Here is a 13,692-nt window from a genome sequence, read left to right on the forward strand (position 1 = left end):
GGCCACCCAATGGGCAGCCGTGTACGTTTGTTGAAAATAAGTGCTGATGAAGGCTGCTTAGCCAGCCGCCACGGCCTTGCGCTTGCTTACCCGAGGGGCCCGCTCTTCGCCCTGGGCCAGCAGCTCGTCGTCGCGCTCGGCTTTCTTTACCGTCCAGCTCAACGAATACAGGTCCTTGCGCCGGTCGCGCAGGTTGCGAACTGCCCCGCTGGTGTTCAGGTCCTTGAGCAGGTCCAGGTCTAGGTCAGCAATGAGGGTCATTTCGGTGTTGGGCGTGGCCTCCGCCACAATGGCGTCGTGGGGGAAGGCAAAGTCGGAGGGGCTGAACACGGCGCTCTGCGAGTACTGAATGTCCATGTTCTCGACGCGGGGCAGGTTGCCCACCGAGCCCGTAATGGCCACGTAGCACTCGTTTTCGATGGCGCGGGCCTGGGCGCAGATGCGCACGCGCTGGTAGGCGTTCTTGGTGTCCGTCCAGAAGGGCACGAACAGAATTTTCACGCCTTCATCTGAAAGCATGCGGGCCAGCTCGGGGAATTCTACGTCGTAGCACACCAGGATGCCGATTTTGCCGAAATCCGTATCGAAGCACTTGAGCTTATCGCCGCCGCGCATGCCCCAATAGGAGGCCTCATCGGGGGTTACGTGCAGCTTGTACTGCTCATCCACGGTGCCGTCGCGGCGGCAGAGGTAGGCCACGTTGTGCAGCTTGCCATCCTCGTACACTGGCATAGAGCCCGCCACGATGTTGATGTTGTAGCTCACGGCCAGCTCCATCATCTTGGTGCGAATGGGCTCGGTAAAGGCCGCCATGGCCCGGATGGCCACGGCCGGGGAGTCCTCGTTGGTGAGGGCCATAAGGGGGGCGTTGAAGAACTCCGGAAACAGCACGCAGTCGGCTTTGTAGCCGCTCACCGTATCCACGAAGAACTCAATCTGCTGGAGCAGGTCTTCCAGGGAGCGGGTAGCGCGCATCTGCCACTGCACAATGCCCAGGCGCACGTTGCTTTTCTGGTTGCCGATCAGCTTGTCCACGTCCTCATCGTAGTACACGTTGATCCACTCCAGCAGCGTGGCAAAGGCCTTCGACTCGGAGTCGTAGGGCAGATAGCCGCGGATAATCTTGCGGACGTGAAACTCGTTGGAGAGCTGGAAGGTGAGGATGGGGTCGGTAATTTCCTTGTTGCGCACCATTTCTACGTACTTGGCCGGCGTCATCTCATTGGCATAGGCCGCGTAGCCGGGAATCCGGCCACCGGCCACCATAGCGCGCAGGTTCAGGTTTTCGCACAGCTCCTTGCGGGCGTCGTAGAGGCGGCGGCCCAGGCGGAGGCTGCGGTACTCGGGGTCCACAAACACGTCCACGCCGTAGAGGGTGTCGCCGTCGGCATTGTGCGTGTTGAACTTGCCGTTGCCGGTAATCTTGGAGTAGGTATGCCGGTCGCCGAAGTCGGAGTACTGCACGATGATGGCCAGCGCGGCAGCCACCACAATGCCATTGTCCTCGATGCAGATCTGGCCTTCGGGGAACTTGCGCAGTAGGTTGTTGTACTCATCCTGGGCCCAGGCACCTTCCATATTGGAGTATACCTTGTCCATGATGTCGCGCACGGCTTTGTAGTCGCTCTTGCGCAGGGTGCGCAGCACCAGCTTGTGAGCGGGCACCGCCGTGGGCGTCATGCGCTCAGCTACGGCGGGCACCGTTTGTTTTTGGCGTGGCTACCGCCGGTTTTATTGTTAGAAGCAGGCATAGGTCGAAGCAAAAGTCTTAGTCCAAAGGTACGGCTTGGGCAGGCGTTGCGTTGGATTTAAAGCACTGGAACGCAAACCGCCCGATGTCCATGCGGGCACCGGGCGGTAGCATGTTAACCTGCCAAGCAGGCAAATAGTTATACGCCCTGCATCTCAGGCACCTCGGCGGGCACTACCAGCTTGCCGGCGGTAGCGGCTTTAATTTGCTCTACCGACACGCCCGGAGCCCGCTCGCGCAGCACGAAGCCGTCGGGAGTCACGTCGAGGACAGCCAGCTCGGTTACAATCTTCTTCACGCAGCGCAGGCCGGTAATGGGCAGGGTGCAGGCGGGCAGAAGCTTGGAGCTACCGTCGCGAGCTACGTGCTGCATGGCCACGATGATGTTCTTGGCGGAGGCCACCAGGTCCATGGCGCCACCCATGCCCTTCACCATCTTGCCGGGAATTTTCCAGTTGGCAATGTCGCCGTTTTCCGACACCTCCATGGCGCCCAGGATGGTGAGGTCCACATGCTCCCCGCGAATCATGGCGAAGGAGTCGGCCGAGGAAAAGAGGCTGGAGCCAGGCAAGGTGGTGACGGTTTGCTTGCCGGCGTTGATGAGGTCGGGGTCTACTTCGGCTTCAGTGGGGAAGGGGCCCATACCCAGCAGGCCGTTTTCGCTTTGCAGCTCCACGTTGATGCCGTCGGGAATGTAGTTGGCCACCAGCGTGGGAATGCCGATGCCCAGGTTGACGTAGGAGTTGTTCTGAACTTCCTGCGCAATGCGCCGGGCAATACCGTGTTTGTCGAGCATAGGGGGAGGGTGGGGTAGGTGGGAAATGCGCGTTGAGTTGGAGCTACCGGGCAGGCTGTGCGGCCTTGGGCACCGTTACGGCTTCGTATACCAGGTGGCGAAATTGGTTGGTCAGCTCACCGTGGCTGTTGGGAAACTTCTGAGTGTAAAGCAAAACCACAAGCCTGGCTTTCGGATCAACCCAGTACGAAGTGCCGAAGATGCCGCCCCATTCGTAGGAGCCCTCCGCCAGCTCCATCTGCCGGGCCCCGGCCGCCGTGACGAGGCCAAACCCCAGCCCAAACTTATTGGCGCCTTGGTTTACGTCGCCAATCTGGTTGGTGGTCATCAGCTGCACGGTGGCGGGCTTCAGGAAACGTCGTCCGTTATACTCGCCGCCGTTGAGCAGCATCTGCAGGAAAACGGCGTAGTCGTAGATGGTAGACGACAGGCCCGCGCCGCCAGAGAAGTAAGTGCCGGCCAGCTTCGGGTAGTCGGGGTTGACGCCCAGCCCATTCTTTGCCGGCGCTTTCACCGTGTTTTTGGCGTCGTCCTCGGTGTAGAGCACCGCCAGGCGGGCTTGTTTGTTGTCGGGCAGGTAGAAGTAGGTGTCGCGCATACCCAGCGGCTCAAACAGGCGGGTGCGCAAAAAGGTATCCAGCGGCTGGCCCGACAGCACCTCCACCAGGTAGCCCACCACATCCGTGTTCAGCCCGTAGGTGAACTTCGTGCCTGGCTCGTGCATCAGCGGCAGTGCGCCCAGGGCCTGCATGGAGCGGGCCAGGTTGCCGTTGGGCGTGCCAATGCCGTTCGGAATATGGGCCTTGGCATAAATAGCGTTGGATTCCTTGCTGCCAATGGTGGCATAGCCAATGCCCGAGGTGTGGGTGAGCAGATGGCGGATAGTTACCTCTTGTTTGGCCGGTGCGGCGGTGTAGGTGGAGTCCTTTTCGTTGAAAGACGTCAGGACTTTCGGGTTCCGAAACGCGGGAATGTACTTCGAAACCGGGTCGTCGAGTTGAAACCGTCCTTCGTCGTAGAGCAGCATGAGACCCACGCTGGCTATGGCCTTGGTTTGGGACGCAATGCGCATAATGGCATCGGTCTTTAGAGGCTTTTTAGTAGCTACATCGTCCACCCCAAAGGCTTTATGGTAGATAATTTTACCATTTTGAGCCACCAGCGCAATAGCGCCCGGCGCGTAATTGGCCGCCGTAAAATCCCGCAGCAGCTGGTCGACGCGCTGCAGCCGCTCCGGGGCTACGCCCACCGCTTGCGGCTTGGCTTCGCGCAGTACCGTGGGTTGGGCCAGAGTGCTACCGCTGATGCTCAGCAGCAGGAGCAGGCCGAAGAGTTGGGTTTTCATCCGCCGTTGGGGTTAGACAGTGGAGCGCACCGTGCGCTGCTCAATGCGCTTCTCGTAGTTCTGGCCCTCGAAAATGCGCTGCACAAAAATGCCAGGCGTGTGAATCTGGTTGGGGTCCAGCTCCCCGGCGGGCACCAGCTCCTCCACCTCGGCCACCGTGATTTTGCCGGCCGTGGCCATCATGGGGTTGAAGTTGCGGGCCGTGCCTTTGTAGATGAGGTTGCCGGCCGTGTCGCCCTTCCAGGCTTTCACCAGGGCATAATCGGCGTGCAGGGCGGTTTCCAGCAGGTACATCTTGCCGTTGAACTCGCGGCTTTCCTTGCCTTCGCCTACCTCGGTGCCGTAGCCCGCGGGGGTATAGAAGGCCGGGATGCCCGCGCCCCCGGCCCGGCACCGCTCGGCCAGGGTGCCCTGCGGAATCAGTTCTACTTCCAGCTCCCCGCTCAGCAATTGGCGCTCAAACTCGGCGTTTTCGCCCACGTAGCTGGAAATCATCTTGCGCACCTGCTTGGTCTGGAGCAGGCGCCCGATGCCGAAGTCGTCGACGCCGGCGTTGTTGCTGATGCAGGTGAGGTTCCGCACGCCGCGGCGCAGAATTTCCTCAATGGCATTTTCGGGAATGCCGCACAGGCCGAAGCCGCCCAGCATGAGCGTCATGCCGTCGGTGAGGCCGTCCAGGGCCGCCTGGGGGCCGGCCACTACTTTGTTTATCATACGTCAGAGTTGGGTGGGTTTGGGAGCGGGAAGGTAATAAAGGAATGAGGAATGGCGAGTTGTCATGGCGAGCAGCGCGGAGCCATCCGTCCTATGCAATATGATAAGTCCCAAAATGTGAAAAGCCCTTAACCGTGCGCGACGAGTAAGGGCTTTCTGGTGAAAGAGTGCGTCTGGTTCTGAAAAGCACTGTCATGGCGAGCGAAGCGCGGCCATAACAGTGCTTTGTTCTTACCCGCCTACCAGATGCCGCCGCGCATTGTCCGCGTCGAGGGCCAGCTGGGCTTTCAGGGCGTCGAGGCCACTGAACTTCTGCTCGTCGCGCAGGCGGGCCACAAACTGCACCGACAGCAGCTGGTCGTACAGGTCGTCGTCGAAATCGAGCAGATGGACTTCGGTGGTCTGGCTGAGCTGCCCGCCCACGGTGGGGCGCACCCCGATGTTGAGCATGCCCTGGTGTACGGTGCCGGCCGCCGTCGTCACCATCACCGCGTACACGCCCCGGGCCGGAATCAGCTTTAAGGGTTCGTCGCACACGATGTTGGCCGTGGGGAAGCCGATGGTGCGGCCCAGCTGCTGCCCGCGTACCACCGTGCCCGTGAGCGGGTAGGGGTAGCCCAGGTAACGGTTGGCCGTGAGAATGTCGCCACTTTCCAGGGCGCGGCGGATGCGGGTGCTGCTCACGCCCACGGCGTCCACGTCCTCGCGCGGAATTTCCTCCACGGTCAGCCCGTAGCGGTCGGCGTGCTGGCTGAGGTAGTCGAAGCCGCCTTCGCGGTTGCGGCCAAAGCGGTGGTCGTAGCCGATGACGAGCTTGCCGGTGCCCACCGTTTGGAGCAGGACCTGCTGGATAAACTCCTCGGAGGTAAGAGCCGCAAATTCCTTGGTGAAGGGTACGATGAGCAGGTAGTCGACGCCAAAATCTTCCAGCTTCTGGGCCCGCTCTTCCAGGGTGTTCAGCAGGTGCAGATCCTGGGGCTGGGGGTGCGTGGGTGGTGGGGCCAGCACCAGGCGCGGGTGGGGCCAGAAGGTGATGACCACAGCCGGGCCGCCGCTTTGCCGGGCCACTTCCAGCAGGCGCTGCAGAATCTTCTGGTGCCCCAGGTGCACCCCATCGAAGGTACCACTGGTCACCACGGCCTGACCGAGAAAAGGAAACTGCGCGGGGTCCCGAACGACGAGCATCAGCAGGGAAAAGGTGAAAAGGTACGGTGGAAAGTCAGCCCGGTTCTACGAAGAAGCGGCCGCGTCGGGCGCCTGCGGGGTGCTGGTTGCCTGAAAATACTCCAGCCCGGCCCGGCGCTCCGGCTGACGCTGCCGCTGGGGCCGCTCCGGCCTGTCGGCGGCGCCCTCGGGGCGGGGCGGGCGCAGGGCTTCCAGCTGCGTCATGCTCAGCGCATCGGCCACCGCGTACTCCCCGATGCGGGTGCGCACGAGCTTGGTGAGGTGGGCGCCGCAGCCCAGGGCCAGCCCAAAGTCGCGGGCCAGGCTGCGGATGTAGGTGCCCTTGGAGCAGGTCACGCGGAAATCCACCTCGGGCAGCTCGATGCGGGTAAGCTCAAACGCCCGGATGGTGACCTGCTTGCTCTTGATTTCGGCCTCACCGCCGCGCCGGGCCACTTCGTAGGCTCGCTCTCCGTTCACCTTCACCGCCGAAAACAGCGGGGGCGTCTGCTCAATCAGCCCTACAAACTGCGCGGTAGCGGCGCGCACCTGCTCCTCGGTGAGGTGCTCGTAGGGCAGCTCACCGTCTACGGGCGTTTCCAGGTCAAAGGAAGGTGTGGTCTGACCCAGGCGGAAGGTGCCAGTATACTCTTTTTCCTGGGCCTGAATGAGGTCAATCTGCTTGGTTTTCTTGCCGGTGCAGAGAATGAGCAAGCCGGTAGCCAGCGGGTCGAGGGTGCCGGCGTGGCCGATTTTCTTGATGCGCAGCGTATTCTTGACTTTGCGCACCACGTCGAACGAAGTCCAGGTCAGGGGCTTGTCGACGAGCAGCACTTCGCCGGCTTCAAAATCAAACGCGGCAGCAGAAGGAGTTTCCATAAGCAAAGGCCCGCACCGGGGCGCGGGCCGAAAAAACGGTAGCGGCTTAAAGCACGTGCAGGTCGATGCCCAGCGCCATCATCACCAGGATAACCACGCCCACCACAATGCGGTAAAGCCCAAACGCCCGGAACCCGAAGCGCGATACAAAATCGACGAAGGTCTTGACGGCCAGCAGGGCCACGATAAAGGCCACCACGTTGCCGAACAGCAGCAGCTTGAGGTCTTCGGCGCCAGGCGGGGCTATTTTATAGGTTTTGTAAAGCTGGTAGGCCGTGATGACGAACATGGTAGGCACGGCCAGCAGAAAGGAGAAGTCGGCGGCGGAGCGCCGGTCGAAGCCCTGGGCCAGCCCGCCCACAATGGTAGCCGCCGAGCGGCTCACGCCCGGCACCAGCGCCAGGCACTGAAACAGCCCGATTTTGAGCGCCTGCCGGAAGTTTGGCGTGGTCACTTCCTTGCGCGGACCGCTGAATACTTTGTCGATGAACACCAGCACCACGCCGCCTACCAGCAGCGCCCAGGCCACCACCGCCACGTTCTTGAGCAGACTTTCGATAACATCCTTCAGCAGAAAGCCCAGGATGCCGAAGGGCACGAAGGCCACGGCCAGCTTCAGGTAGAAGTCGAAGCTCTGCACAAACCGCCGCCAGTACAGCACAACCACCGAGAGGATGGCCCCCAATTGAATGGAGGTGATATAGGTATCGGTAAACGTCAGCTGCCCGATGCCGAGCAGGTTGGCTACGATAATCATGTGTCCCGTGCTGGAAACGGGCAAAAACTCCGTCAGACCCTCAATGATGGCCAGGAGCAGGGCATGCCAGTAGCTCATCTAGGGGCGCTTGTAGGTAGGACGAGTCGGCTCTGCCGGAGCTGCCGGGGTGGCTGGAGCCGCCGGCGTAAACGTGTTAGGAGCAGCTACGGTGGTAGGGGCGGCCTCGGTTACGTTGCCCGACTTGGCCATAATGGCAAAAAACTCCACTACGAACCCGGCAAATAAGAGCAGCGGCCCCAGCGTAATTCCCAGAAACCCTTCGCCGTACTCGGTCGTGTCAAGCGTCATGGTAATGAAGCCGGCGGCCAGCAGGGCCAGGCCTATGAACATCAGCCGGTAGTTGCGCGGCCCGAAAGCGAAACGTTGATTTGCCATAAAGTCGGTGTTCGTTATTAGGTTTTCGTTTTTGGTCAGCAGCCTGCGCAAGCTTGCTTCTCACGTTTAATACAGCTCATCCAGGGAAAGGCGAAGGTACTTACGCACGGCGCGGAAAGAGCTGATAAAGCCGATAAAAGAGCCCAGCGCCACCAGGAACACCAGCAGCACGGCCAGCAGCCGCTCGTCGCGGAGCAGGCGTAGCTCCTCCACGCGCAGGTAGGCGTACTGCAGCAAGGCCAGCAGCAGCAGCGCCGCCAGCAGCCCGCTCACGAAGCCCTGCCAGGTAGCGCGCCGCAGAAACGGCCGCTGAATGAACATGGACGTAGCGCCCACCAGCTGCATACTCCGGATAAGGAAACGCTGCGAGAATAAGGCCAGCTTGATGGTATTGTTGATGAGCACCACTACCACAATAGTCAGCACGGCCGCAAAGCCCAGCAGCACCAGACTGATGTTGCGCAGGTTGTGGTTGATGGATTCAATAAGGCTTTGCACGTACTGCACCTCGAACACGCCGGTTTCGGCGCGCAGCTCTTTTTCCACGCGGGCCAGGCCAGCCTTATCCGTAAACTCAGGGTTAATTTTGAGGATGTAGGCGTCGCGCAGGGGGTTGTCGCCCAGAAACTGCTGGAAGTCCTCACCGGTCTGCTCCACGAACTGCCGGGCACCTTCTTCCTTCGACAGGAACCGCACCTGGGGCTGGTTGTCGCGGAAGGCAATGAAGGGCTTGGCCGCAAAGGTCTGCTGCAGGCGCAGCAGCTGAGCTTCGGGCAGGTCGCGCTCCAGGTATACCTGCATTTCCAGGTTTTCCTTCACCACCTCCGACAGCCGGTGCGCGTGCAGCAGCAGCAGGCCAAACAACCCAATGACCAGCAAGGCCAGCGTAATGCTGAACACCACCATCGTGTGCGGATAGGAGCCAAGCTTTTTCTTGCGGGTCGGGCGCGTTGGAGGCATAGAGGGCAAAACTACCGATTTAAGACCGAAGAAGTGTCATTGCGAGCGAAGCGAAGCAATCCGTCTCGGGCAACGTACCAAGCCCTGAAATGTGAAAAGCTCCTTTTCGTTACGCACGGAAAGGGGCCTTCTGGTAGAATGGAGTGTCAGGCATTTACAGGACGGATTGCTTCGGCTCCGCCTCGCAATGACACTTCTTCACCCTCAATTTACCACCGTTCTGGGGTCGTCGTCGATGTTCAGCTCGCGGGCTTTGCGGGAGGCTTCGTCGCGGCGGCGCAGGCGCTTGCGGGCCAGCAGCTCGCGCAGAGAGTTGAACTGCTCGGTGTGCAGCACGCTCATGCCGGCCCGGGCCTGGTTCTGGTTGCTGGCGGCTATGGCCTGGCTGAAGTCGCGCGGGGTGGTTTCGTAGCGCAGGCGCAGGCGCAGCTTGCCGTCCTCGCGCAGGAAATATTCCAGGCTCAAATCCCCTACAAGCGAGTTTTGCGCCCCCGGAATCACGGTACCGTCGGAGGTAGTTACGGGGGCATTGCTGAAGCCGCCTTCCCGCGTCACGCGCAGGCGGCCGCCCAGCAGGTTGTAGCTCAGGCGCACCTGCAAGGCCTGTAGCTCCTCAGGCGTTACTCCGTTAATGTTGAAGGCAATTTCCAGGTTGGGGTCAATCTGGGCCGTGAGCAGCCCCAGTTGGGTGGATATAATCTGTCCTACACTATTGCCCACGCCCAAATCGGAGCCCGCAAACTTGCCTACGCCCGACAACGACCCCGGCGAGGTGAGCTGCCGGAACACAATCAAGCTGAATACCTGCCGGTTGAGCTCCTGCTCATCGTTGCGCAGAGAGGTAATGAATGAGGTCAGCTCCCCCTCCGCCGATGAAGGTATGTCGTTGAACTCCAAGCTTAGCTGAATGACCGGCAGCAGCAGCGGCCCGGTCAGGTTCATCACGGCCGTCACAGGAATGGTAGCGGTGCTGTTGGCAATGATGGGAGCCAGGGAGGTGCGCTGCGTGTAGGTGGCTGTCACGTTCATCTGCCCGTCCAGCGGGTTGCCGTTCCAGCTGATGGTGCCGCCCGGCCGCACCTGAAACTCTTTGTTCACGAGTCCCTGCAGGGTAAAGTTGTAGAGCCCGCGCACGATTTCCACCTGCCCGTACATGTTGAATTCGCCCCGGGTGTCGATGTTCAGGCGCAGCTGCCCGCTGGCCGTGCCCCGGATAACGTCGCCGGTGCTTTCGTTGAGCAAGACTTCAATGTAGGCGTCGGGCGTGATTTCGAGGTTGAAGTTAAGGCGGATGCCCGATAGGTCAATCCGGCCCTCGGCCTCGGCGGGCACGCGCACGGTGCGGGCCGTATCGGAGAGGTTCCGGTTTACAAATTTGATGTAGCTGGCCTGCTCCACCTTGGCGGCGTTGTCAAGCGGCAAGGAAAACCGGGTGCCATCCTCGCTGCGGGCCGTCACAAATACTACCAGGTTATCGGAGGGGCCGGTTATGCGGGCGTCGCCGGTGGCATAGGCCGTCCCGAAGTACAGGTCGTTGTCCTTGCGGGTGGTGTTGAGCACCTGCAGCTTGCGGAACGACGCCGTCAGCGCCATCGACATATTCTGGAAGCCCTGGTGGAAGATGTTACCGTTCAGGGTGCCATAGTTGCCCAGCGGGTCCCGCAGCCGGATGTTGCGAAACCCGATCCGGTCTTCCTGAAAGCGAATCCGGTCGGCAAAGGTGTAGGTGGTACCTAGGTAATCGAAAGTGAGTCGCCCATCAGTCACGTCGATGGTGCCGATGAGGTTGGGCGCGGCCAGGCGGCCGGTGAGACGTAGCGTGCCATTGGCCAGGCCGCCCATATTGCTGAACAGGGTGTTGAGCAGGGGCTCGGCCAGCTTCACGGGCGCGTCGTTCAGCACGGCCGTCACGTTCAGCTGGTCCACGGCTTCGCTGGGCTTGTAGGTACCGCTGAGGGCCACTAGGCGCTGCTGGTCACGGAGCACATTGGCCGAAAGGCGCAGCAGCTGAGCCGGGTTGTCCCAGTCGGCTACGCCCGCCACGTCCCCAATCAGCACGTTGTCAAATACCAGCGAATCCACATCAAGGCGGGCGCTGGCCACCAGCTGGCCGTAGACACCGCGCAGGTCGCCCACCGCATTTACGCGGCCGGTAATATTCTGGTGGGTGAGCGGGTTTAGGGTGCCCAGCTCAAAGTTCTGCACCGCCAGCCGTAGCAGCTTGCTAGGGTCCTGGGAAAGCTGGCCCTGGGCGCTGATGCTCTGCGAGCCGTTGGAAAGGTTGAGGTTCTGCACGTCGATTTCGCGCCCGCCCCCGCTGATGAGCACGGAGTTTTCGGCCGCAATGGCCCATTCGCGTCCCAGCAGGTTCACCCCCGACTGCCGGAACACGATTTGTACGGCCTGGGGCAGGAACGATAAGGCCCCGTTGATCTGAGCACGGTTGGTGGTGCCCGTCTGGGCCAGGGACGTCGAGAAGTTGATACGCTCCTGGTCCCACACGCCTTCCACGTAGAAATCCTGGGTGTTGCCCAGCCCCGGCACGCGCTGCCGCTGCGAGGTCACGCTGGCCTGGGCCAGCACCTCAGGCTGGTATGGCAGCTTGGAGGTAGTGAAGTCGAAATCTGTGTTCAGCGTCCGTACGCTGTCGTACTGCAAGGCATCAAAATGCCCGCCCAGCGAGAAAATGGACGTGTTGCCGTTGCGGAAAGAGCCATCAATGCGCGAGTAATCGGAGAGCGTGAGAGCGGGCACAAACAGGTGCAGCACCGGATTTGGCCGCTTCAGGTACACATTCAGGTTAATGGCGTAGTCGGGGGTGGGCAGGCGGCGCTTGCGGCGGTAGTAGGCGGCGGTAGCGGCTTCGTCGCTTTCAAAGTTGAGCTGGTACTCCGTCAGCAGCGTCTGCACGTCGCGCATCACGCGGGAAAAGTCGAAGTTGCCTACGGCCGTGAGGTCGGCCACTTCGGAGCGCACCAGCAGACGGCGCTGCCCGTCCGGGTCGCGGCGCGAAAACACGTCGAAGGTATCAATGGGCACCGTGCGGCCGTCGAAGCCCAGGCGGGAGTTGCGCAGCACAATGCTGCCCAGCAGCTTGTCAAGCTGCAAACCCTGAAAGCGGACGTCGGCGGTGGTGGCCAGCGTAAGATTCTGCCTGGTGAGGCCGAGGGCACGCAGGTTGGCCCGGCGCACGGTAGCCCGCAGGTCGAAGGCCTGACGGTTGGGGTTCAGGTCCACGCTGCCATCGGCGGTGGCGCGCAGGTTGGGGTCGTCGATGCTGAGCTTGCCCGCAAACGACTGGCGGCTGAACTGCCCGTTGGTGGTGATGTTGCGGTAGCGGTAGCCCTGCAGCCAGATGCTTTGCACGGTGGCATTGGCTCGTACCCGCGCCCCGGCGGGCGTGAAGCCCACGCCCGCCACGCGCCCGTTCATGGTCACGTCGCGCACCAGGCTTTCGTCGCCCAGGAGCTTGCCCAGCTGGAAGGCGGTGGTTTTCACGTTGCCCTCGTAGCTGGAGTTGCTGGGGTCGGTCTTGAACTTGAGGTTTACGTCGCTCACCACCGAGCCCAGCGCCGTCTGGAACGAGCCATTAGCCACAAAGTCATTGTAGAAGCCCAGGAACTGCCCTTTTAGCTTCACGGTGCCCAGCCGCTGCACATAGGGCCAGCCCGAAGCCGGGATGTAGCGCCGGATGTCGCGCCCGTCTACGACGGAGGGCTGCAGGCGCATTTCCACGAAGCTTTCCTTGAAATTGGGCAGACCCTGCACGCTGATGTTGCCCAGCACGTGGGTGTTGCGGCCGTAGCGCACGTCCAGGTTTTTGGTGGCGAAGTCGCGCACGTAACCCTTGGCCTCGCCCGAGAGCAGCACGGTTTCGTGCAGCGTCTGCAAGTCTGCCTGGGGCGCGAACTTGGCAATATCATCCGAGTACACCCTGGACGGGCTCAGGCGGGCAATGACCTTTACCGAGTCGTTGAAGTCAGTGAAGTTGAGAAAATGGTTGTACTCAAAGCGCAGGTAGTGCCGAAGCTGGCTGTTCTGCACCCGCAGGTTCAGCTTGTCGAACTCCCAGAACTTGCCGGCGTACGTCATGTCGGCCGTGAGCTCGCGCAGGCGCGTGCCGGAGGGCGCGTCCACGGTGCGCAGGCTTTGCACCCGGGTATAGATGGTGTCACCGCGCAGCTGAATCCCCGACAGGTCGCCGTAGATGCTGTCGAGGTACATGTGGGCGTAGTCCATCGTACGACCGTAATACGGCTCCCGGGGCTTATTCCGGTCGTCGAGCACGAAGCGGCCGTTGCGCAGCCCGATGGCGTCAATCTTGAAGTCGAACGGCTTGCTGACCTTGGTAGTGTCAGTGGGGCCGATAAGGCGCCGCACCGCCGACAGGAACTCGGTGAGGTTGGTGCTATCGGGCTGGCCGGGGTAGGTGATAAGCGAAAAGCGCGGCTCTTCCAGCGTGAGCTTGCCCACGTGCAGGTGGCTGGGGTCGAACACCGAGAAGAGCGTAATATCGGCATCGGCCCGCCCGATGTTGAACAGCTCGTTGCCGCGCCGGTCGAGCACCCGCACCTGCTCCAGCAGCACCCGCGAAAACGGGCGCACATCCACCCGGCCCACCATCACGCGGTGGCCCAGGCGCTTGGTGAGCATGGTGGCCGCCTCGTGGGCCAGCCGCGTTTGCACCCCCGGCAGCCGCAATGCCACCAGCGTGCCCACCAGCACGAGAGCCAGCAGCAGCACCAGCCCGAGCAGGGCTTTCAGCAGAATGGAGAGGAAACGGGGCACGAAGGCAGGAAAAGAAAAACGCGGCAGCTAATCGGAACAAAGATAAAGGGTTGCCCAAGACCGTTGCCTGGCGGGTATTTTTCGCTCAAAACGGCGGAAGTACGGCGCAGGTTGGCCCTGGTAAACGCCCGACGCGGCAGTTT

At 61.6% G+C, this 13,692-nt stretch carries 10 protein-coding genes; all 10 read right to left on the bottom strand.

What is annotated here, in order from left to right; translation table 11 throughout:
• Window positions 1-57: 57 nt before the first annotated feature.
• Complete coding sequence (locus tag LRS06_RS14775; RefSeq protein ID WP_231403192.1) at window positions 58-1,680, bottom strand: bifunctional GNAT family N-acetyltransferase/carbon-nitrogen hydrolase family protein; 1,623 nt, start codon at window positions 1,678-1,680, stop codon at window positions 58-60.
• A 209-nt stretch (window positions 1,681-1,889) separates the two neighbouring features.
• A complete protein-coding gene (locus LRS06_RS14780; RefSeq protein WP_257872176.1) occupies window positions 1,890-2,546 on the bottom strand; it encodes a CoA transferase subunit B in 657 nt (218 codons plus the stop codon).
• A 43-nt stretch (window positions 2,547-2,589) separates the two neighbouring features.
• Entirely contained in the window at window positions 2,590-3,891 is a 1,302-nt protein-coding gene (locus LRS06_RS14785; RefSeq protein ID WP_257872177.1) for a serine hydrolase, read from the bottom strand.
• A gap of 12 nt (window positions 3,892-3,903) precedes the next feature.
• A complete protein-coding gene (locus LRS06_RS14790; protein WP_257872178.1) occupies window positions 3,904-4,605 on the bottom strand; it encodes a CoA transferase subunit A in 702 nt (233 codons plus the stop codon).
• Window positions 4,606-4,836: 231 nt separating this feature from the next.
• A complete protein-coding gene (locus tag LRS06_RS14795) occupies window positions 4,837-5,790 on the bottom strand; it encodes a bifunctional riboflavin kinase/FAD synthetase (protein WP_257872179.1) in 954 nt (317 codons plus the stop codon).
• Between the two features lie 45 nt (window positions 5,791-5,835).
• Complete coding sequence (gene truB, locus LRS06_RS14800; RefSeq protein ID WP_257872180.1) at window positions 5,836-6,648, bottom strand: tRNA pseudouridine(55) synthase TruB; 813 nt, start codon at window positions 6,646-6,648, stop codon at window positions 5,836-5,838.
• Between the two features lie 46 nt (window positions 6,649-6,694).
• Window positions 6,695-7,483 (bottom strand): undecaprenyl-diphosphate phosphatase, encoded by a 789-nt coding sequence (locus tag LRS06_RS14805; RefSeq protein WP_196956387.1) that lies wholly within the window; start codon window positions 7,481-7,483, stop codon window positions 6,695-6,697.
• Window positions 7,484-7,801 carry a DUF3098 domain-containing protein gene (locus tag LRS06_RS14810; protein ID WP_257872181.1) on the bottom strand — a complete coding sequence of 106 codons (318 nt, stop codon included), beginning with the start codon at window positions 7,799-7,801 and terminating at the stop codon, window positions 7,484-7,486.
• Between the two features lie 66 nt (window positions 7,802-7,867).
• Window positions 7,868-8,761, bottom strand: a complete 894-nt coding sequence (locus tag LRS06_RS14815; protein WP_196956385.1) for an ABC transporter permease — start codon at window positions 8,759-8,761, stop codon at window positions 7,868-7,870.
• Window positions 8,762-8,965: 204 nt separating this feature from the next.
• The gene (locus tag LRS06_RS14820; RefSeq protein ID WP_257872182.1) at window positions 8,966-13,549 is read right to left on the bottom strand and encodes a translocation/assembly module TamB domain-containing protein; all 4,584 of its coding nucleotides are present in this window, start codon (window positions 13,547-13,549) and stop codon (window positions 8,966-8,968) included.
• Window positions 13,550-13,692: the final 143 nt, after the last annotated feature.

Origin of the sequence: Hymenobacter sp. J193, from assembly GCF_024700075.1 — a bacterium.
GTDB lineage: Bacteria > Bacteroidota > Bacteroidia > Cytophagales > Hymenobacteraceae > Hymenobacter.

Bases quoted from the DNA above. Each gene is read 5' to 3' on its own strand.
- LRS06_RS14775 (WP_231403192.1), bottom strand. From the start codon at position 1,680: ATGACGCCCACGGCGGTGCCCGCTCACAAGCTGGTGCTGCGCACCCTG.
- LRS06_RS14780 (WP_257872176.1), bottom strand. From the start codon at position 2,546: ATGCTCGACAAACACGGTATTGCCCGGCGCATTGCGCAGGAAGTTCAG.
- LRS06_RS14785 (WP_257872177.1), bottom strand. From the start codon at position 3,891: ATGAAAACCCAACTCTTCGGCCTGCTCCTGCTGCTGAGCATCAGCGGT.
- LRS06_RS14790 (WP_257872178.1), bottom strand. From the start codon at position 4,605: ATGATAAACAAAGTAGTGGCCGGCCCCCAGGCGGCCCTGGACGGCCTC.
- LRS06_RS14795 (WP_257872179.1), bottom strand. From the start codon at position 5,790: ATGCTCGTCGTTCGGGACCCCGCGCAGTTTCCTTTTCTCGGTCAGGCC.
- truB (WP_257872180.1), bottom strand. From the start codon at position 6,648: ATGGAAACTCCTTCTGCTGCCGCGTTTGATTTTGAAGCCGGCGAAGTG.
- LRS06_RS14805 (WP_196956387.1), bottom strand. From the start codon at position 7,483: ATGAGCTACTGGCATGCCCTGCTCCTGGCCATCATTGAGGGTCTGACG.
- LRS06_RS14810 (WP_257872181.1), bottom strand. From the start codon at position 7,801: ATGGCAAATCAACGTTTCGCTTTCGGGCCGCGCAACTACCGGCTGATG.
- LRS06_RS14815 (WP_196956385.1), bottom strand. From the start codon at position 8,761: ATGCCTCCAACGCGCCCGACCCGCAAGAAAAAGCTTGGCTCCTATCCG.